The organism is Flavobacterium crocinum (genome assembly GCF_003122385.1).
Taxonomy (GTDB): domain Bacteria; phylum Bacteroidota; class Bacteroidia; order Flavobacteriales; family Flavobacteriaceae; genus Flavobacterium; species Flavobacterium crocinum.
In genome coordinates this window covers 1,681,791-1,701,910 of sequence record NZ_CP029255.1, presented here as the reverse complement: position 1 = coordinate 1,701,910, position 20,120 = coordinate 1,681,791, and the positions used below count along the sequence as shown (strand labels likewise).

The window sequence follows — 20,120 nt, the reverse complement described above, 5'->3', positions numbered from 1 at the left end:
TCATTAATTAATATCAATCTTTCAATTAACAACAAAAGGTTAAGAAAAATGAAAGAAATAGTTATAAAAAAAGCATTCGCCATGGCGAATGCTTTCTGAAATTGAATTTTATAAAACTTAAGATTAGAAGTTTTTAGAAATTCCAATATTAAATGTTTTACCGAAATTGAAGTAGAAATTACTGTAATCTTCTCCATTATCGTCATAGCTTAATGTTTCGTATCCTAAACCACCAATACTGAAGTTAAGACCAAAACCTTTTTTCATGTTGATGAAAAGTGCCGGAGTTACATCTACATAAGCACCATCTCCTTTGTATCTTACATAACTATTATTAGCAGCATAATCTTTGTTTTTTACAGTTTGGAAACCTGCTCCCATATCTGCAAAAACAGAAAAAGTCTGGCTTAATGATTTTGTATAACGTACAAAACCTCCAGTTCTAAATTTATTGTCTTTGTATTTTTCATTTGGATTATCAACATCAGTTGAGCTTAATGAAAGTTCTCCTCCAACTGTCCAGTTTTCGTGGAATTGGTAACCTACTTTAGGAGAGAAAGTAAAAGTACTTGCTTTAGCTTCAGTAAATCTGAATTCTGATTTTTCAGAAGTGTAACCAATGCTACCACCAACTAAGATTGTTCCTTTTTGTGCATTTGCAAAACTGCAGATAGCTAATGCAGCCATCACTAGAATTTTTTTCATGATTTGGGTTTATTTTTAATTTTAGCATTCCTTTAACAATAACAATGCCGTGGATAAAGGACTTTAAGTTTTTTTTAATAATTACTTTAGAAGCTAAAATGTAGCAATCGAAACTATTTCTGTTTACTTTTGTAGCAAACAAAAAGTCATGTCGATAGAAGTAAACAGTATATCAAAAAGTTACGGAGAGCAAAAAGCTTTAAATGAAATTTCTTTTAAAATTGAGAAAGGAGAAATCGTAGGATTTCTTGGTCCAAACGGAGCTGGAAAATCTACTTTGATGAAAATTTTGACCACTTATTTACTTGCCGATAGTGGCTCAGCCCTTGTAAATGGTCACGATGTCATGACAAGCACCAAAGAAGTACAACGCTCGATCGGTTACTTACCGGAGCATAATCCTTTGTATTTAGATTTGTATGTTCGTGAGTATTTGGCTTTTAATGCCGATGTTTATAATATGCCAAAATCAAGAATCGAAGAAGTTATTCAACTGACAGGACTGACATCGGAAAGCCATAAAAAGATCAGCCAGCTCTCTAAAGGATACCGCCAGCGTGTGGGTTTAGCAAATGCTTTGCTTCATGATCCGGAAGTTTTAATTTTGGATGAACCAACTACCGGTCTGGATCCGAATCAGTTAATGGAAATTCGAAATGTGATCAAAAATGCAGGTAAAAATAAAACTGTTTTTTTGTCAACACACATTATGCAGGAAGTCGAAGCAATCTGCGATCGTGTCATAATTATTGACAAAGGACAAATCGTTGCCGACAATAAATTAGATCATTTAGTTTCTGCAGATAAAGAGCAAGTCATTGAAGTTGAGTTTGATTATAAAGTAGAAGAACAGCTTTTAGCTAAATTGGAAAACATCTCTTCTTATATAAATACACATGACATGACCTGGGAATTAACTTTTATTACAGATAAAGATATGCGTCCTGCTATTTTTGATTTTGCCAATGAAAATGGTTTAAAAACTTTACAACTGAATCAAAAAAATAAAAATTTAGAAGCTGTTTTTAGGGAAATCACTAAGTAATTTTACAGTTATCAGTAGAAAAGCGGTTTGTTTTTAATTAAAAACAAACCGCTTTTCTATTTCATTAAACACTCTTAACCAATAAACTAAACAAAAAAACACAAATTAATTTCTATTTTTATTTAGACTTATTATAAATAGTTATATCTTTGGCAAATCAAAATATAAATGCCACAAGTATGTTACGTACACTCCACCCCTTTAAAAAGAACATTTCTACTGTTTCAATTTATGCATCAAATCTTCAAAAGAAGTTTTCAAATCGATTAGAAAAAATTGTACTGCAATAAATTTCTAATTAAAAAAACTTATAAAGATTGTTTTTTAAATCATGATTTAGAGGATGCCAAAATTCAAACAAAATGAAAAATATTATAACCTCCCTTATGCTTGCTTTTTCGGTATATGGGTTTTCACAAGAAAAAGAGAATGACAGTATTGTTGAAACCACTATAAATGCATTAGATGAAATTGTGATTAGCAAAAAGAAAGTTTTATATACGCAAAAGTCAGACCGTCTTGTTTTTAATGTAGAAAACAGCATTGTATCTGAAGGTGGTACCGCACTTGATGTTTTATCGCGTGCCCCTGGCGTTGTGGTGTCTCAGGATGGTGATTTGTCTATTCGCGGCCAACAAGGTGTTGCTGTTATGATAAATGGTAAATTAACCCAACTTTCTCAAAAAGAATTAGCTAATTATTTAAAAGCTACAACCTCATCCAATATTAAACAAATTGAAGTTATTACAAATCCTTCTTCTAAATATGATGCAGCCGGAAAAGCCGGAATCATTAATATTATTTTAAAGAAACCTAATGCATCCGGATTAAAAGGAACTGCTTTTACTAGTTATGGACGAGGCAGAAAAAACAGAACGAATTCTGGTTTTAATTTAAATTATAATAAAAACAAATGGGGCGTTTTTGGAAACTACAGTTATACTTTCCGAGGCGAAGAAGAACATAAAGAATTCAATCAGATACAGTTTACAGATCAGACACGTCAGGAAATTGCCAGTAAAAATCATCAGACCTCAATTACAGACGAGCCTTTGACTTCTAATAATTTCAAGATTGGAACGCAATATGAAGTTTCTCCTAAAACTAATTTAGAAGTTTATGTTGATGCCAAAATTGGTCGTTATCAAAATATGGCCAACGGAACAAATACGGTTGTAAACACAGCAAATCAGCCTATTTTTGATGCTCTGACTTATAATGACAGTAAAGAAAAATGGTTTGATTATACCTATGCTTTTTCCGGAATACATAAATTTAATACAGAAGGAAAAAACATGTCTTTTGATTTTGAATACGAAACTTCAAAATTCAGATCGAACCAATTTCAAAGTGCTGACAACAGCGCTAATGCAACAACAGTAAATGATCGTCGAGGATATATTCCTTCACAACTAAAAGTTTTCACCGGAAAAGTTGATTTTGTAAATCCGTTTAAAGAAAAACAATGTATTGAATGGGGTTTCAAAGCCAGCATTAAGAATAACGATAATCCTTCTGTTTACGAATATTACGACAACAATCGATGGTTAATCGACTTTAATTCGACCAATTATTTTGAGTATAACGAACAGATTTATGCTGCTTATGCGAATTATAAATATCAGTTGGAAAAATTGAATATTCAGGCTGGTTTAAGAACTGAATACACTGCAATAAACATTGATCAGAAAACGCTGAACGAAGAACATAAGGATGATTATCTGAAATGGTTTCCGAGTCTTTCTTTAAAATATGAATTCACAAGCAATCATTCGGCTCATGCTTCTTACAGTAAAAGAATCAACAGACCAAGTCAGTTTGATTTGAATCCGTTTCGTTTCTATGATGATTCATTCAATTATTCACAGGGAAATCCGAACCTGATTCCAGAGATTACGCATGCTATGGAAATTGGTTACGCCTGGAAAAGTAATTTTATGGCTTCGGTTTATTTCAATAGCACAAAAGATGTTTTCACAGAAGTTTACAATTATAACCCGGACACTAATACGACAATTACGACTCAGATCAATGTGGACAAGTCTTATAATTACGGAGTAAACATTACTAATACTACCGAATTAAATAAATGGTGGTCTGTAAATACTTTATTTAATGTTTTTGAGAACAAGTTTGCTGGGAATGTCTTAAACAGTTCTACAATCGATCCGATAATGACGTTAAATGTAAGCGTTCAGAATTCTTTCACTATTACAGATACCTGGAAAGCAGAAGGAAATGCACAATATCAATCGAAATCTAATCTGGGGGTTTATCAAAGAGATGGATTCTTCGATTTCAGCATCGGAATTTCCAAGCAAGTTTTAGCCAAAAAAGGAAACATTAAATTGAATTTCACCGATGTTTTTAATACCAATAATTTCTACATCAAATCTGTAGTTGCGCAGACAAGCATTGACAAGAGATATGATCTTGACAATCGAATTGCGACAATTGCATTTACATACCGTATATAAAAGTTTCGTTCTTTAAATACCTTGTTTTTTGTTTTTTTTTGTGTTAGTTAAGAGCCTGTTCCTTCAAACAGGCTCTTCTATATTTTAGAAATTATCATTAATAATATTCTTCATCACTTCCATTACCATTTTAATATCTTCTTCAGTTGTTCTCCAATTTACAAAAGAAGCGCGGATACCTTTCTTATGCTGATAAAAAGTCGGCGTCATAAACACTTTTCCTGTATCATTTAATTTTGCTAGAAAGCTATTTACATTATCCTGATTTTCATTTCCTTTCAAAGTAAAACATACATTGTTAAGTCTGATTGGTGCCAAAAGTTCAAATCTTCCGTCATCAACCAAAGCATTTCCAAAATGAAGTGCTAATAATGTACTTTTTTCAATCAAATCCTGAAAACCTTCTTTTCCGTACGCCACTAAAGAAAACCAAACCGGCAATGCTCTTAAACGACGTGAATTTTCAGGAACTACATTCAAATAATTAAAATTCTCCAATGCATTTCCTAAATATGGTGCATTTGAATTTTGAAAGGTTTCAATCTGTAGATGGATATGATCTTTTTTAATTAAATAAAAAGCACTTTCGTAAGGGACATTCAGCCATTTATGACAGTCAATTGTAATACTGTCTGCTCCATCCCAGCCTTTTACATAATGTTTGTATCTTTCTGAAACCGCAGCAAAACCTCCAAAAGCACCATCAATATGCCACCAGAAATTGTATTTCTCTTTTAACTCACTAATCGCTTCAAAATCATCAAAATCGGCCGTATTTACCGTTCCTGCACTCGAAATCAAAATAAAGGGTTTTCCGTTTAAAGCTTTTATTTTTTCTTCTAAATCATTTATATCTAAAGCTTCACGGTTCCCTTCAGTTGTTTTTACAACAGTATAATTCTGACTTCCGATTCCTAACATCGATAATGATTTGATTGAAGATGAATGCGGCGTTGCAGTTAAAATATTGATGGTTTCAGAAATTCCGTTTTTAGCATAATCTTTTCCAAATTGTTTCCCAAACCATTGTCTGGCAACGGCTAAGCTGGTAAAATTTGACATTGTAGCTCCAGTAACAAATCCGCCCAAAAAGGAATCTGGAAGTTCTAATAACTGAAGCAGTAAATTAATTGTTTCAAGTTCTATTAAAGCTGAATTCCCTCCCTGTGAAGTTACAGATTGTGTGTTTTGATCATAAACCGATGCCAGCCAGTCGCCCACAATAGAAGCCGGAGTTGAACCGCCGGTTACAAATCCCCAATAACGGGGTCCAGGAGAAGAAACTAATAAAGGAGCTAATCTATTATTAAATTCTTTTAAAGCTTCTTCAGAACCTAAACCTAATTCATTTAAATTACGTTTTGAATCTATTGTGTTTTTGTTTGAAGTTGGTATATTTTCCAGGTTATTCAAGAAATTAATTCCCTGCTGCTTCGCCTTTTCTAAAATTTTTTCGAAATTGTTTAAATCCTGCTGTAATATTGAATTCATAATTTATATAGTAATTGATCTCATACTAATGTCCGGCTGAGGGAGTCGAAACCTTTAGTTATGAAATGATAATAATTTAAAGTAAAAAATGTGGTATTTATAATGAAGCTACCATTTGGTTTTCTCCGAAAATCGTGAAACCATCATAGAACAAATTACGTCTCCGTTGGCATTTAGTAAAGTCGCAATGGGGTCAACCAGAGTTCCTAAAATCATGGCAACTGGTAAAGCTTGTTCCATAGGAAAGCCATAAACGGTAATAGCTAAGATTTCGCCAATATAGCCTCCATTTGGGATTCCTCCTTCAACAATTGAAACTACAACTGTAATCCCAAGTACTAAAAGAATCGTCATCGGATCTGAAAAATCTTTACCAAACATAGCAAACAAAAAGGTTATTTTTAAGATAGAAGACATACTTGAACCGTCTTTATGCAAAGGTGCACCAAGTGGAATTACCAAATTACGAACATGTGCCGGAATTCCCATTTTTTCTGCTGCTTCTAAATTTGCCGGAATCGTGGCAATACTGCTGCAAGTTCCTACTGCAGTTAATGACGGTGTAATATTATTGCTCCAGAAAACTTTAAAAGCTATTTTTCCGCCAGCAACAAGTGCATATAAACTAAAGAAGACAAAGAAATAGAAAATACAGGCTGCATAGTAAACGGCCATAGGTTTTGCATAAACTCCCAACAATTGTGGACCAAAAACACCAACCTGATAAGCAAAATAAGCTCCTAAACCAATTGGGGCAAACTTCATTATAATGTTCAAAAGCTGTTTCATTACCTCGTTTCCTGAATCTAGAAAACTCTTGAAAGCATTCCCTTTTTCTCCCGATTGTAATGTGGCAAAACCAATTAGAAATGAAAAGATAATCAACGCCAGCATGCTTTTTCGTGACAATAATTCGAAGAAATCATTTGCTGTAAGCAGTTTTGCAATTTGATCTCCAGCTGATCCTGACGTTATTTCTTCAAAGGGAACTCTGGCAATTGCAATATCTTCATGAATTGGAAAAAGATAAACTGCGCAAATCATTACAATAGCCGAAATCAAGATTGTAGCAAGAAAAACCAAAATCATGATAAAGAACAATTTTCCTAATTTTTCTGTTCGCTCCAGATTCGCAATCGAAGAACCAATCGTGAAAAAGATAAGCGGAATAATGGCTGTGAAAAGTAAATTCAGGAAAATGTCTCCCAACGGTTTTATGATCAGCACATCTTCCCCAAACACTAATCCGAAAATACTTCCAATTATAATACCGCCAAGAAGCCATAAAATACTGCTGTAACTCTGCAAAAAATTGATTTTCTTAACTTCCATAATTGAAGAGAATTATAATTCAGAAAGGTTAATAATAAAGAATGAAAGTACTGAAAAACTTGCGAAAATTTTTTTTGCCACAGATTAAAATGATTTACACAGATTTTAAAATGAACAAATTAATTAGTGGAAATTTGTGAAATTAGTGGCAAAAGAAAAAAATCCTTTTAATCTTTGTAATCTGTGGCAAAACTTTATTTCTCTAGCACAATAGTAGTAAAAGCTCTCTCAACCAATTCACCGGTTTTGCTTTTTACTTGTTCTGTTTGTGTTTCGGTATAAACGATTTTAAAATCCGATTTTTTGATTAAATCCTGTGCTTTTTCAGTACTATACAATTCAAATTCGAATTGCGTAAAAGGCAGTTTCTTCATAAAATCTTCTTCGGCAAATGTCAAACAGAAATTACCGTTTGGTTTTAAAACTCTGTAGATTTCTGAAAGCAATTCTTCCGGCTTCTGCCAAAAATAAATCGTGTTTACGGTAAATATTTTATCAAATAATTCATCTTCAAACGGAATTGTATTTCCATCGTAAAGTGAAAAGAAAGCCTGTTTTTGAGAAACAAAATTTCGGTTGATCTGGCGCGCTTCCTGAAACATCAGTTCCGACATTTCAAGTCCATAATATTTAAGTTTTTCGGCTTGTTCAAACAAAAATTCAACGTGACCTGCGTTTCCGTGACCCAATTCCAGAATTCTATTTTCGTTTGAAATATTTAGATTCAGAATCGAATGTTTGGTCATATTGATGTTCGTTTCGTTCATCATATTTCCCATTTCGATTCCTTTTTCTCCCGATGGATGTTTTAATTGAGAGGCTATGGCTTGTAGTTCTTCATTTTTCATAATTCTTAAATTAAATTCCAATAAAAAAAATACCAAATTCCAAGCTTTTTGTCATTTCGACGAAAGAGAAATCACACTAAAAACTCCGCAAAGTAGATTGCCAATCTTTGTCGACACCCGAGTGAGATTCCTCGTTCCTCGGAATGACAAACTACACTTTAGTCACATTCTTGTCATTTCGACGAAGGAGAAATCTTCGCAAGTAACTCCGCAAAGAGAATCCAATCTTTGTCGAGCTTCTCGTGAAGATTTCTCCTTCGTCGAAATGACAAAACGAACGTTGTATCAGGAAAAAAACCTTAAAAAACCTGACTCGCGATCTGACGAATGTTCTCCGACTTCCCCATTGAATAATAGTGTAAAAACGGAACTCCGGCAGCTTTTAATTCTAATGACTGCTGAATCGCCCATTCGATTCCGACTTGTTTGATTTCAGCATTATTTTTGCATTTATCAACCGCATCGATTAAATCTTCAGGTAAATCGATTCTGAAAATTTGCGGTAAAACCTGTAAATGTCTTTGAACAGCAATTGGCTTAATTCCAGGAATAATCGGAATTGTGATGCCCATTTCTCTTGCTTTTTCTACAAAGGCAAAATATTTTGAGTTGTCAAAAAACATTTGTGTTACCACATAATCAGCTCCTGCGTCTACTTTTTCTTTTAATCTTTTTAAATCAGATTGTAAAGATGGAGATTCTAAATGTTTTTCCGGATATCCTGCAACACCAATACAAAAATCTGCTTTGTTATCGGTATCGATTACTTCGTGAAGGTATTGCCCGCAGTTTAAATCTTTAATTTGTTTCACCAAATCAACTGCGTAATGATTTCCTCCTGCTTTTGGCACAAAAGACTGTTCGTCTTTCATTGCATCACCACGAAGCGCCATTACATTGTTGATTCCTAAATAATGACAATCAACCAGCATATACTCGGTTTCTTCTTTGGTAAAACCACCGCAAAGCAAATGCGGAACAGTGTCAACATTGTATTTGTGTTTTATAGAAGCGCAAATTCCAAGCGTTCCCGGACGCATACGAGTTAATTTCTTATCCAAAAGTCCGTTACCTTTATCAATGTAAATATATTCTTCACGAGAAGTCGTTACATCAATAAATGGCGGATTAAATTCCATCAACGGATCAATATTATCGTATAATTCCTGAATGCTCTTCCCCTTTTGAGGCGGAATAATTTCAAATGAGAATAATGTTTTTCCTTTGGCGTTTTCTATATGCTCTGTTACTTTCATTTTTTAAGTTATGGGTTATGAGTTAAGTGTTTTGAGTTTTTAGTTCGTGTAAAAAATCTGAAATCAAAAACTTAAATCAATCTTTTAGTTTAAAGTCTGAAAGTCTAAAGTCCAAAGCCTTTTCTTTCGGACTTTACGACTTTTGACTTTCGACTATATTTTTAATCTGCTATATTAGGATTTAACCATTTCATGGCGTAATCCGTTGGAACATTGCGTCGTTTGGCGTAATCTACAACCTGATCTTCTTTTATTTTTCCGAGTCCGAAATAGCGGCTTTTTGGATTTCCGAAATAATATCCTGAAACCGATGAAGCTGGCCACATCGCCATGCTTTCTGTCAAAGTCACTCCAATTTCTTCGGCTACATTTAAAAGTTTCCAAATCGTTGGTTTTTCTAAGTGATCAGGACAAGCCGGATAACCCGGTGCCGGACGAATTCCTTTATAATTTTCCTTAATCAATTCTTCGTTGGTTAACGATTCTTCGCTGTCATAACCCCAGAAATCTTTACGAACTCGCTCGTGAAGATATTCGGCGAAAGCCTCAGCAAAACGATCGGCAAGCGCTTTCACCATAATCGAATTATAATCGTCTAAATTCTTTTCGTATTCCGCAGCCCATTCGTCAACACCAAAACCAGTTGTTACACAAAAAGCTCCCATGTAATCTTCTATTCCGCTTTCTTTTGGCAGAATAAAATCGGCTAAAGCGATGTTTGGTGCACCTTTAGTTTTTTGAGACTGCTGACGAAGTGTTAAGAATTTCTCTAAAACTTTTCCGTTTTCATCGCGTAATTCGATATCATCGTCATTTACCTGATTTGCAGGGAAAATTCCGTAAATACCTTTTGCTTTCAGTTTTTTCTCTTCCAGAATTACTTTCAGCATTGCTTGAGCATCGTTAAAAACCGAAGTCGCTTGTTCGCCCACAACCTCATCCGTTAAAATTGCTGGATATTTTCCGTACAATTCCCAAGTCTGGAAAAATGGCGTCCAGTCGATATACGGAACCAAAACATCCAATTCTACTTCGATCGTTTGTGCACCAATTACTTTTGGTTTAACTGGAGTATATTCACTCCAATCCAATGGTAATTTGTTTTTACGAGCATCTTCAATCGTTAAGAAATTTTTGTCTCTTGAACGATTTAAGAACGTTTCTCTAAAAGAATCATATTCTGCACGAATATCTGCCGCGTATATTTTTCTGTTATGATCTAACAGGTTTCCGGCAACGGTAACGGCTCTCGAAGCATCGTTAACGTGAATTACAGTTTCTCTGTATTGAGGTGCAATTTTCACGGCCGTATGCGCGCGTGAAGTGGTTGCACCACCAATCATAATCGGGATTTTAATTCCTTGTTTGTCTAATTCTTTGGCCAAATACACCATTTCGTCAAGCGAAGGCGTTATCAATCCGCTTAATCCGATGATATCTACATTATGCTCAATTGCAGCCGAAATAATTTTTTCCGGAGGCACCATAACACCTAAATCTACAATCTCATAATTGTTACAAGCCAAAACCACCGAAACGATGTTTTTACCAATATCGTGAACGTCGCCTTTTACGGTTGCCATCAAGATTTTTCCGTTTCCTTGTTTGTCCCCCGCTTGTTTGCTCGCTTCGATAAAAGGCAATAAATACGCCACCGCTTTTTTCATTACACGAGCCGATTTTACCACCTGAGGCAGGAACATTTTTCCGCTTCCGAATAAATCTCCAACCACATTCATTCCCGTCATCAAATTGATTTCGATAACTTCAATAGGTTTTGTTGCTGCCAAACGTGCTTCTTCTACATCTTCTTCAATAAAAGCGTCAATTCCTTTCACAAGAGAATGTGTAATACGCTCTTGAACCGTTCCTAAACGCCATTCCTGAACCGTTTTTTCATCGCTTTTTGCTTCACCTTTTACGCTGTCGGCAAAATCTAAAAGTCGTTCCGTAGCATCATCGCGTCTATCTAAAATTACGTCTTCAACGTGTTCTAATAAGTCTTTCGGAATATCATCGTAAATCGTCAACATCTCCGGATTTACGATTCCCATCGTCATTCCGTTTTTGATTGCGTGATATAAAAACACCGAGTGCATCGCTTCACGAACTGTATCATTTCCTCTAAAAGAAAACGAAACATTACTTACTCCACCACTAATATGTGCATGAGGCAAGTTTTCACGAACCCATTTTGTTCCTCTAAAGAAATCCAATGCGTTCAATCTATGCTCTTCCATTCCCGTTGCAACTGGGAAAATATTCAAATCGAAAATAATATCCTGCGGAGGGAATCCTACTTTGTTCACCAAAATATCATACGAACGCTGACAAATCTCTACTCGACGATCGTAATTATCCGCCTGACCTACTTCGTCGAAAGCCATAACAATCGCCGCCGCTCCGTAACGTTTGATTAATTTGGCGTGGTGAATAAAAGCTTCTTCTCCTTCTTTTAACGAAATCGAGTTTACAACGCTTTTTCCTTGTACTACTTTTAGACCTGCTTCAATGATTTCCCATTTCGAACTGTCAATCATAATCGGAACTCTTGAAATGTCTGGTTCAGCCGCAATTAAATTCAAAAATTTAGTCATTGCAGTAACACCGTCAAGCATTCCTTCATCCATATTAATATCGATGATCTGTGCCCCGCCTTCTACCTGTTGTCTTGCAATATCAAGCGCCTCGTCATATTTCTCTTCCTTGATTAGTCTCAAGAATTTTCTTGAACCTGTTACATTTGTACGCTCACCAACATTCACGAAAACACTTTCCGGCGTGATGATCAACGGTTCTAATCCTGATAATACAAGGTCTCTTCTTTTTTCTTTCATTTTTTTTTAAAGTTACTAAGATCCTGAGATACTAAGGTTCTAAGTTTTTTTATTCTATATTTTTTAAGGTTTTTAAACCTCTATTCTTTTAATATTTTGGGCGTGTTTCGCCGCGGCGAACCGGGCTATCCGTTACAAGTCCTCGCTCTTCCTTCGTCAGGCTGTGGGCTTTTCACTTCTATCCCTCACGCAAACTTGGTTTCATAAGACGTTTATGTTTACCGAGTTCCTATTTTTTATTCTTTATTCTTCCAACAATCTGTCCAACTGATTTTGAAGTGTTTTTTTATCTGGCAAATACAGTTGATATTTACTCAATAACACTTTATTTGTTATACTATCCGTTGCATATTCAACCAAAATATGATTTTTGTGTGCTCCCAATACAATACCAATTGGTTCATTATCTCCTTCTGTTGCTTCTTCCTTTTTAAAATAATTCAGATACAAATTCATTTGACCAATATCCTGATGATCAATTTCGCCTCTTTTTAAATCTACCAAAACAAAACATTTCAATATTCGATGATAAAAAAGCAAATCCAAATAAAAATGTTTTCCCCCAATGCTCATTCGGTATTGTCTGCCTATAAAAGCGAATCCTTTTCCCATTTCCATAATGAACTGCTGTAAATTGGAAATGATTTTTTCTTCCAGTTCATTTTCTAAATATTGATATTGTTCAGGAATATTTAAAAAATCCAATACAAATGGATCTTTAATCAAATCTTCTGCATTTTCTACAATATGTCCTTCTTTAGCCAATTTCAAAACGCCTTCTTTTTCCTTGCTTAAAGCTAATCTTTCAAACAATGAACTCTTCATTTGACGTTTTAATTCTCTTACGCTCCAACGCTCATGCTGACATTGTTTAGCATAAAAACCCAATTCTAAATCATTATTTGATTTTAATATCTCTGTATAATGACTCCAAGTTAATTGTCCAGACAGTGTCTGGATATTTTGAAACTTGATATAAAATTGACGTATCTGAAAAAGATTCGAACGACCAAAACCTTTACCATACTTTTGTGTCAAATCATTAGAAAGCGTATCCAGTAATTGACTTCCGTATTCAGCTTTTTGATTTCCTTTTTGCTCAAACTCTACAATATGTTGACCAACATACCAATAAGTCTGCACTAAAATTGTATTGACAGATTGCACAGCCTGTTGCCTTCCTTGTTGCAACAAACTACCAATTTTATCTATAAGTTCATTATAAGGTTGTTTCTCTAAACTCATAATTGTCTTTTACAATTTCAACGGAATAAATTCCTTTACTACAAAATGTATTGTTCTTTCGGAACTTTTTTCTTCATCCTAACCTACAAGGTTTTGAAAACCTTGTAGGAATGTGAATATTACTCAAAAACCGGCGCAACTCTAGGTTTATAATCCTTCGCAACCTCAGCCATTAATCGGATATGATCTGGCGTTGTTCCGCAACAACCACCGATTATATTAATCAAATTATCCTCTAAATATTCTTTAATAAAAACTTGAGTTTGTTCTGGTGTTTCATCGTATTGTCCGAAAGCGTTTGGCAATCCTGCGTTTGGATGCGCCGAAACATTAAAGCTTGTGTTATGCGCTAATGTTTTTAAATACGGTTTCAATAAATCGGCTCCAAGAGCGCAATTGAATCCTACACTTAATAACGGAATATGCGAAACGGAAATTAAAAATGCTTCAACAGTTTGTCCTGAAAGTGTTCTTCCTGAAGCATCTGTAATCGTTCCTGAAACCATGATTGGAATATCAAGATTGCGTTCTTCTTTTACTTCTTCGATTGCAAAAAGCGCCGCTTTTGCGTTTAAAGTATCGAAAATCGTTTCTACTAAAAGCAAATCACAGCCACCGTCCATTAAAGCTTCTGCTTGTTGTTTGTACGCAATTCGTAAATCGTCGAACGTTACGGCTCTGTAACCTGGATCGTTTACATCTGGTGACATACTTGCTGTACGGTTTGTCGGCCCGATTGAACCGGCTACGAAACGTGGTTTTTCCGGATTTTTTGCGGTAAACTCATCGGCTACTTGTCTTGCGATTTTTGCCGATTCGTAGTTTAACTCGTAAACCAAATCTTCCATGTGATAATCGGCCATACCGATTGTCGTTCCTGAAAAGGTATTGGTTTCTACAATGTCAGCACCGGCTTCATAATAAGCGGCATGTACATCGCGAATCGCTTGTGGTTGTGTTAGGGATAGTAAATCGTTGTTTCCTTTTAATGGATGCGGAAAATCTTTGAAACGCTCTCCTCTAAAATCTTCTTCAGAGAAATTATAGCGCTGCAACATTGTTCCCATTGCTCCGTCAAGGATTAGGATATTTTTTTTTATTGCTTCTTTTATCGTAATTGCCATATTCTTTTGTTTTAGCTTCTAAGACACTAAGGTTCTAAGATGCTAAGTTTTTTATTATGATTGTGAAGTTTAAACCTAACAGGTTTTTAAAACCTGTTAGGTTTAAACTTCGGATATTTTTTTCACATTAATTCCAAAAGTGCACTATTGCTGGCTCATTAGCCCCGATTGAAGTGGAAATCATTTTGTCCGCCGCGGCGGACAAAATGATTGCAACGAAAAGCGGGAACTACTGACTGCAAAAATGCGCCAATGATTCGCTCCTGATACAGAATCTGTTTCAGTAAATATTATATGTTATCGAGAAAAGTTTTGAGAAATACGAGTATGTATTTGTGTTATCTATCTTTAATACTGGAAAATGTCGTATAAAGTAGAATTTAGCACCTTCTTTATGATAAAGGGTTGCTAAGGTTTCATCGGGTCTATCCCTCCGCCTTTCGTGATAACGAACAATAATTTTAAGAACAGCGCAAAGGTATGAAATAGGGTTTCGATTTGCAAATGTTTTTTTTGTAAGGTGCTGAGGGACTAAGATGCTAAGGTTCTAAGTTTTGATATGCTGAGATCCCAAGTTTGAAATTTAGTTCTTGTTTTCAAATATAGCCCGTGGTTTTAACCACGGGAAACGTATTGTAATTATACATTGTGTTTATATGTTGCGGTAATACTTTGTGTCTATTCGTTGTGTTCCAGTGGTTGAAACCACTGGCTATATTTTTATGTGTTTTCTAAAAAAATAAAGCCCAAACTAAAAGTTTGAGCTTTCTATATAAAAATCTTAGAATCTTAGTGTCTTAGCAACTTAAAACCTTAGACTATCGCCTTCACAACCGCTTTTGGCGCTTCTTTACGAGTTCCGTCGAAACCGTCTACTCCAGATACTGTTGTATATTTCAATACGTATTTCTTACCTGGGTTGATGATTGAATAAGCAGCCTGGCACATTAAAGTTGCTTCGTGGAAACCACAAAGGATCAACTTTAATTTTCCTGGGTAAGTGTTGATATCTCCAATAGCGAAGATTCCCGGAATATTCGTCTGGTAATCTAATGCATTATTTACTTTGATGGCATTTTTCTCTATTTCTAATCCCCAGTCTCCAATTGGACCTAATTTTGGTGTTAATCCGAAAAGTGGGATGAAATAGTCACACTCGATTTTACGGTGTGCGCCGTTTTCTTCGATATCTAATGATTCAACATGCTCAGCACCGTTGATTCCTATAACTTCAGCTGGCGTGATTAATTTAATTTTTCCAGCTGATTTTAATTCCTGTACTTTTTCTACAGAATCTAAAGCGCCTCTGAATTCGTTTCTTCTGTGAATCAAAGTTACCTCGGAAGCTACGTTTGCTAAGAAAATTGACCAGTCTAAAGCTGAATCTCCTCCTCCTGCAATTACAACTCTTTTATCTCTGAATTTCTCCGGATTTTTGATGAAGTATTTTACTCCTTTATCTTCATAAAACTCGATATCTTCGATAAGTGGTTTACGAGGCTCAAAACTCCCTAAACCTCCCGCGATTGCAATAACTGGCGCGTGAAATTTAGTTCCTTTGTTTGAGGTTACAATGAAAGATCCGTCTTCTTGTTTATCAATAGTTTCAGCACGTTCTCCTAATGTAAATCCTGGCTCAAATTGCTTGATTTGTTCCATTAAACCGTCAACTAAATCTCCGGCTAATACTTCTGGAAAACCTGGAATATCGTAAATAGGCTTTTTAGGATATAATTCTGAAAGCTGTCCGCCTGGCTGAGGCAAAGCATCTAAAATGTGGCATTTTAATTTTAATAATCCTGCCTCGAAAACGGCAAATAAACCTGTTGGGCCTGCTCCAATTATAAGTATATCTGTTTTAATCATTATGGTTGTTGTTTATAATCATTCTTAATAATACAAAGAAACGAATAATTTATTCTACTTTCAATGATTTTTATCATTCATTTCTTTTGAAATTTCATTCATTGGGTTGAAACCCGACGTTATTATCTTGCGTACCCCGGATTAAAATCCGGCGCTACAATATAAACCGTTCCTCTGGAACTTTTTTGTTGTTCTTTATTTCTTTAAAGAAGCTGTTATTTCATTCATCTTCTTTACTTTATCTTCAAAATTACCTTTTAAGGTTTTTCGGTATTCATTCAGATTCTCAACCATTTGATTGATATCTTCCGGAATTACTTCTTCGAAAAACTCTCGAAGCCTTTTCGCCGTTGTCGGTGATTTTCCGTTTGTTGAAATCGCAATTTTGACATTTCCTTTTGTTACGATTCCGCCCAGATAATAATCACATAAATCTGGTGTGTCGGCTATATTGCAAATCAAATAGCGTTTTCTCGCTAAATCGTAAACCTTTTTATTTACTTTCAAATCGTCTGTACAGGCAATTACCATGTGACGTTTTTTGAGCATTTTCTTTTTGAACTTCGATTTTGTCAATGTTATCGAAGGATGATTTTCGGCCAAAACTTTAATTTCTAAATGAAATTCTTTTGCCACTACCTCAACATTAGCATTCGGACTTGACTTGAGCAAGAAAGAAAGCTTTTCCAGACCTACATTTCCTCCGCCTACAATCAGTACATTTAAATTGTGAAGCTTTAGAAATATTGGATATAATTCGTTTTGTTCCATTTTAATTTAATTTCATCTAAACAAAATTAGATGATTTTATTGAACATTAGGAAAATCTAATATTTCAATGTTAATCGTTGTCCCCCGGATTAAAATCCGGCGCTACAATATGGATCGTTCCTTCGGAACTCTATTTCCGGACGATTCCCTTTGACAACATCGGGTTGAAACCCGACGCTACAATATGAATTGTTCCTTCGGAACGCTATCTTCGGAACTTTATCTTGCGATTTCTTTTGATAGAAATTCTTCGTAAAATCCTTTTAGTTTATTGCTTTCCCGAACCACTTCACCTAAAACAATTATTGCTGGTGAACCTAATTCTTTTTGTTTTACAACTTCTAAAATCGAATCTACGGTTCCTACGCCTACTTTTTCTTCTGCTGTTGTTCCGTTTTGAATGATTGCTACGGGTAAATTCCCTTTATCTTCTTTTTGAAACAAATCGATGATTTGAGGCAATTTGTGCATTCCCATCAAAATCACAACGGTTGCAGAAGATTTGGCTGATAAAGCAATATCCGAAGATAATTTTCTATCAGAAGTTGTTCCTGTAATTACCCAAAAGCTTTCTGAAACTCCACGTTTTGTAATTGAAATTCCCTGACTTGCCGGAACGGCAACTACTGATGAAATTCCCGGAACTACAATGGTTTCTATTCCGAAACTTTCTGCAAATTCCACTTCTTCGCTTCCTCTTCCAAAAATAAATGGATCTCCGCCTTTTAATCGAACTACATTTCCGTAAGTCAAAGCATTATCCACAATCAGTTGATTGATTTGATCCTGCGAGTAAGCATGATTTCCGATTCTTTTTCCAACAAAAATTCTAATAGCATTTTTTGGTGCGTAATCCAGAATTTCTTCGTTGGCCAAAGCGTCGTACAAAACCACATTTGCTTCAGCCAATGCTTTTACAGCTTTCAGCGTCAGTAAATCGGGATCGCCCGGACCTGCACCGACTAAAGTTATTTTGGGTTTTATATTATGCATTTGCTAATTCCTGTGCTCTGAAAGTTTCGATTTTATCAAAGAAAACTGTTGCTTGCGCAATGTAATCTTTAGCGAAAGCTTCAGATGGTTCATTTTTATTGATTTGGTAAACCAAGTCTTTAAAAGTTGAGTTTAATTCAATTTTATTAGTATCGATAAAAACAGTATCAAACAAGTCTACAATTCCAGCGTGGTGGTTTGTTTTTTGGTTTTCTGACAATAACAATGCTTTTGCTCCATTTACAAATCCTGCATAAGCATGATAGATTGCATCTGACCATTTTTTCTCGTCGAAAGATTCTTGAGCCAAAATCAATTTCTCTTTCGCTTCAAACAATAATGTCGCCACTAAATCGATCACAACTCCAGCACATTCTCCAACTCCAACTGCTTTTACGTAATTGTCTGCATTACCCCAATCTACAAAATCAGCTTCTGTTAAATTGGTTACATCTGCAAAAGGCTTTAAGATTTCGTAGAAATATTTTTCTCCTTTTGTATCATAATAATCTAGGAATTTTTGTCCGCTTCCGTTAGCATCAAAATCATTTAAAATGGTACGCAACGCATCAGGACCTCTACGGCTAGGCACTTTGATTACTTTATCAGCAAAACGTCCTGCTCCATTTCCTAATCTTCCTCCACCAAGTAAAACTTGTAAAGCCGGAGCAACCAATTTTCCTGAGTTGATAGACATTCCTTGGAATCCAATTGCAGACATATTGTGCTGTCCGCAAGCATTCATACAACCAGAAATTTTAATTTCGATTTCGCGATTGTTTAAATACTGAGGATATTCAGCCGTTAAAACTCTTTCTAATTCTTCTGCAATACCAGTACTACTTGCAATCCCCAAGTTGCAAGTATCAGTACCTGGACATGCCGTAATATCTCCAACTGAATTATATCCTAACTGAACAAAATCCAATTTGGCTAATTCTTGGTAAAAGAATGGTAAATTCTCTTCTTTTACGTGACGTATTACAATATTTTGACGCAATGAAAAACGTAATTCATTTGCTGCGTAATTTTTAATTAAAGCGGCTAATAATCTGGCTTTATCAGTATAAAAATCACCTAATAAAACTTTGATTCCGATAGCATAATAACCGTCTTGTTTCTGTTTGATTACATTCGAATTTTTCCACGCTTCATACGCTTTTGTATCTTCGATTGTAACTTGCGGAACTTCTAATAATGGCTCTGGAATTGGACCATCAAAAGCAGTTGTATCAATTTCGTATGTCTCAAAAGCAATGGCTTTTTTCTCTTGTTCAACCAAATCAAGGAAAACATCTCTTCCCATTTCTTTGATTAAGAATTTCATACGCGCTTTCATTCTTTTAGCACGTTCTCCGTATCTGTCAAAAATACGAATGATTCCTTCTGCTGTTGGAATGATTTCGTTTACTGGAACGAATTCTGAAAGCAATTCAGCATGTGCTGGCTGAGATCCTAAACCTCCTCCAAACATGATTTTGAAACCTTTTTGTCCGTCTTTAATTTTCGGAATAAATCCTAAATCGTGCAAATAACTCAAAGCGGTATCTTCGTCTGAAGAAGAGAACGAAATTTTGAATTTACGTCCCATTTCCTGACAGATTGGGTTTCTTAACAAATATTGAAAAAGCCCGTGTGCATAAGGCGAAACATCAAATGGTTCGTTTACATCAACTCCAGCCAATTCGCTTCCTGTAATATTTCTAACTGTGTTTCCACAAGCTTCACGAAGCGTAATATCGTCTTTAGCCAAATCTGCCCAAAGCTCAGGAGTTCTGTCTAAACTCACATAGTGAATCTGGATATCCTGACGTGTTGTAATGTGCAAACGTCCCGTAGAATATTCATCAGAAACCTGAGTAATACGCACCAATTGCTCGCTGGTAACTTTACCGTAAGGCAATTTGATACGAATCATCTGAACGCCATCCTGACGCTGACCGTAGATTCCACGCGCTAAACGAAGACTACGAAAACGCTCATCATCAATTTTTCCTCCACGGAATAAGTGAATCTTTTTTTCTAATTCGATAATCTCCTTCTGAACTACCGGATTTTCTATTTCTGTTCTAAAACTTTCCATTTCTCTTTAGTTGTTGGTTGTCAGTTGCTGGTTGTTGGTTTGCTGGC

Annotated in this window: 14 protein-coding genes and 1 riboswitch; of the genes, 2 read left to right on the top strand and 12 right to left on the bottom strand. The window is 35.3% G+C overall.

The features are described 5' to 3' along the window. Nucleotides 1–123: 123 nt before the first annotated feature. Entirely contained in the window at nucleotides 124–705 is a 582-nt protein-coding gene (locus HYN56_RS07860) for an outer membrane beta-barrel protein (protein ID WP_109191670.1), read from the bottom strand. 148 nt (nucleotides 706–853) lie between these two features. Here HYN56_RS07860 and gldA point away from each other — a divergent pair, with 148 nt between their 5' ends. Then, a complete protein-coding gene (gldA, locus tag HYN56_RS07855; RefSeq protein ID WP_109191669.1) occupies nucleotides 854–1,750 on the top strand; it encodes a gliding motility-associated ABC transporter ATP-binding subunit GldA in 897 nt (298 codons plus the stop codon). A 362-nt stretch (nucleotides 1,751–2,112) separates the two neighbouring features. Then, nucleotides 2,113–4,227, top strand: coding sequence for an outer membrane beta-barrel family protein (locus tag HYN56_RS07850; RefSeq protein ID WP_109191668.1), 2,115 nt, complete (start codon nucleotides 2,113–2,115; stop codon nucleotides 4,225–4,227). Between the two features lie 84 nt (nucleotides 4,228–4,311). On the opposite strand, the gene HYN56_RS07845 is transcribed toward HYN56_RS07850, so the two are convergent. The 11 genes from HYN56_RS07845 to HYN56_RS07795 form a co-directional block, all read right to left on the bottom strand. Next, entirely contained in the window at nucleotides 4,312–5,718 is a 1,407-nt protein-coding gene (locus tag HYN56_RS07845) for a pyridoxal phosphate-dependent decarboxylase family protein (RefSeq protein WP_109191667.1), read from the bottom strand. 108 nt (nucleotides 5,719–5,826) lie between these two features. Next, nucleotides 5,827–7,050 (bottom strand): dicarboxylate/amino acid:cation symporter, encoded by a 1,224-nt coding sequence (locus HYN56_RS07840; protein WP_109191666.1) that lies wholly within the window; start codon nucleotides 7,048–7,050, stop codon nucleotides 5,827–5,829. 194 nt (nucleotides 7,051–7,244) lie between these two features. Beyond that, a complete protein-coding gene (locus HYN56_RS07835; RefSeq protein WP_109191665.1) occupies nucleotides 7,245–7,898 on the bottom strand; it encodes a class I SAM-dependent methyltransferase in 654 nt (217 codons plus the stop codon). Nucleotides 7,899–8,197: 299 nt separating this feature from the next. Beyond that, nucleotides 8,198–9,154 (bottom strand): methylenetetrahydrofolate reductase [NAD(P)H], encoded by a 957-nt coding sequence (metF, locus tag HYN56_RS07830; protein ID WP_109191664.1) that lies wholly within the window; start codon nucleotides 9,152–9,154, stop codon nucleotides 8,198–8,200. Nucleotides 9,155–9,315: 161 nt separating this feature from the next. Then, complete coding sequence (gene metH, locus HYN56_RS07825) at nucleotides 9,316–11,991, bottom strand: methionine synthase (RefSeq protein ID WP_109191663.1); 2,676 nt, start codon at nucleotides 11,989–11,991, stop codon at nucleotides 9,316–9,318. A 243-nt stretch (nucleotides 11,992–12,234) separates the two neighbouring features. After that, a complete protein-coding gene (locus HYN56_RS07820) occupies nucleotides 12,235–13,236 on the bottom strand; it encodes a PDDEXK nuclease domain-containing protein (RefSeq protein ID WP_109191662.1) in 1,002 nt (333 codons plus the stop codon). A 119-nt stretch (nucleotides 13,237–13,355) separates the two neighbouring features. Continuing rightward, the gene (locus HYN56_RS07815; RefSeq protein WP_109191661.1) at nucleotides 13,356–14,360 is read right to left on the bottom strand and encodes a homocysteine S-methyltransferase family protein; all 1,005 of its coding nucleotides are present in this window, start codon (nucleotides 14,358–14,360) and stop codon (nucleotides 13,356–13,358) included. Between the two features lie 335 nt (nucleotides 14,361–14,695). After that, a riboswitch (SAM riboswitch) is annotated at nucleotides 14,696–14,812 on the bottom strand. 361 nt (nucleotides 14,813–15,173) lie between these two features. Further along, nucleotides 15,174–16,226 carry an NAD(P)/FAD-dependent oxidoreductase gene (locus HYN56_RS07810; RefSeq protein ID WP_109191660.1) on the bottom strand — a complete coding sequence of 351 codons (1,053 nt, stop codon included), beginning with the start codon at nucleotides 16,224–16,226 and terminating at the stop codon, nucleotides 15,174–15,176. A 195-nt stretch (nucleotides 16,227–16,421) separates the two neighbouring features. Continuing rightward, nucleotides 16,422–16,997: a precorrin-2 dehydrogenase/sirohydrochlorin ferrochelatase family protein gene (locus HYN56_RS07805; protein WP_109191659.1), complete on the bottom strand. Its 576-nt coding sequence runs from the start codon at nucleotides 16,995–16,997 to the stop codon at nucleotides 16,422–16,424. 219 nt (nucleotides 16,998–17,216) lie between these two features. Continuing rightward, nucleotides 17,217–17,990, bottom strand: coding sequence for a uroporphyrinogen-III C-methyltransferase (cobA, locus tag HYN56_RS07800; RefSeq protein ID WP_109191658.1), 774 nt, complete (start codon nucleotides 17,988–17,990; stop codon nucleotides 17,217–17,219). After that, a complete protein-coding gene (locus HYN56_RS07795; protein ID WP_109191657.1) occupies nucleotides 17,983–20,073 on the bottom strand; it encodes a HEPN domain-containing protein in 2,091 nt (696 codons plus the stop codon). The genes cobA and HYN56_RS07795 overlap by 8 nt, the downstream gene beginning before the upstream one ends. Nucleotides 20,074–20,120 lie beyond the last annotated feature (47 nt).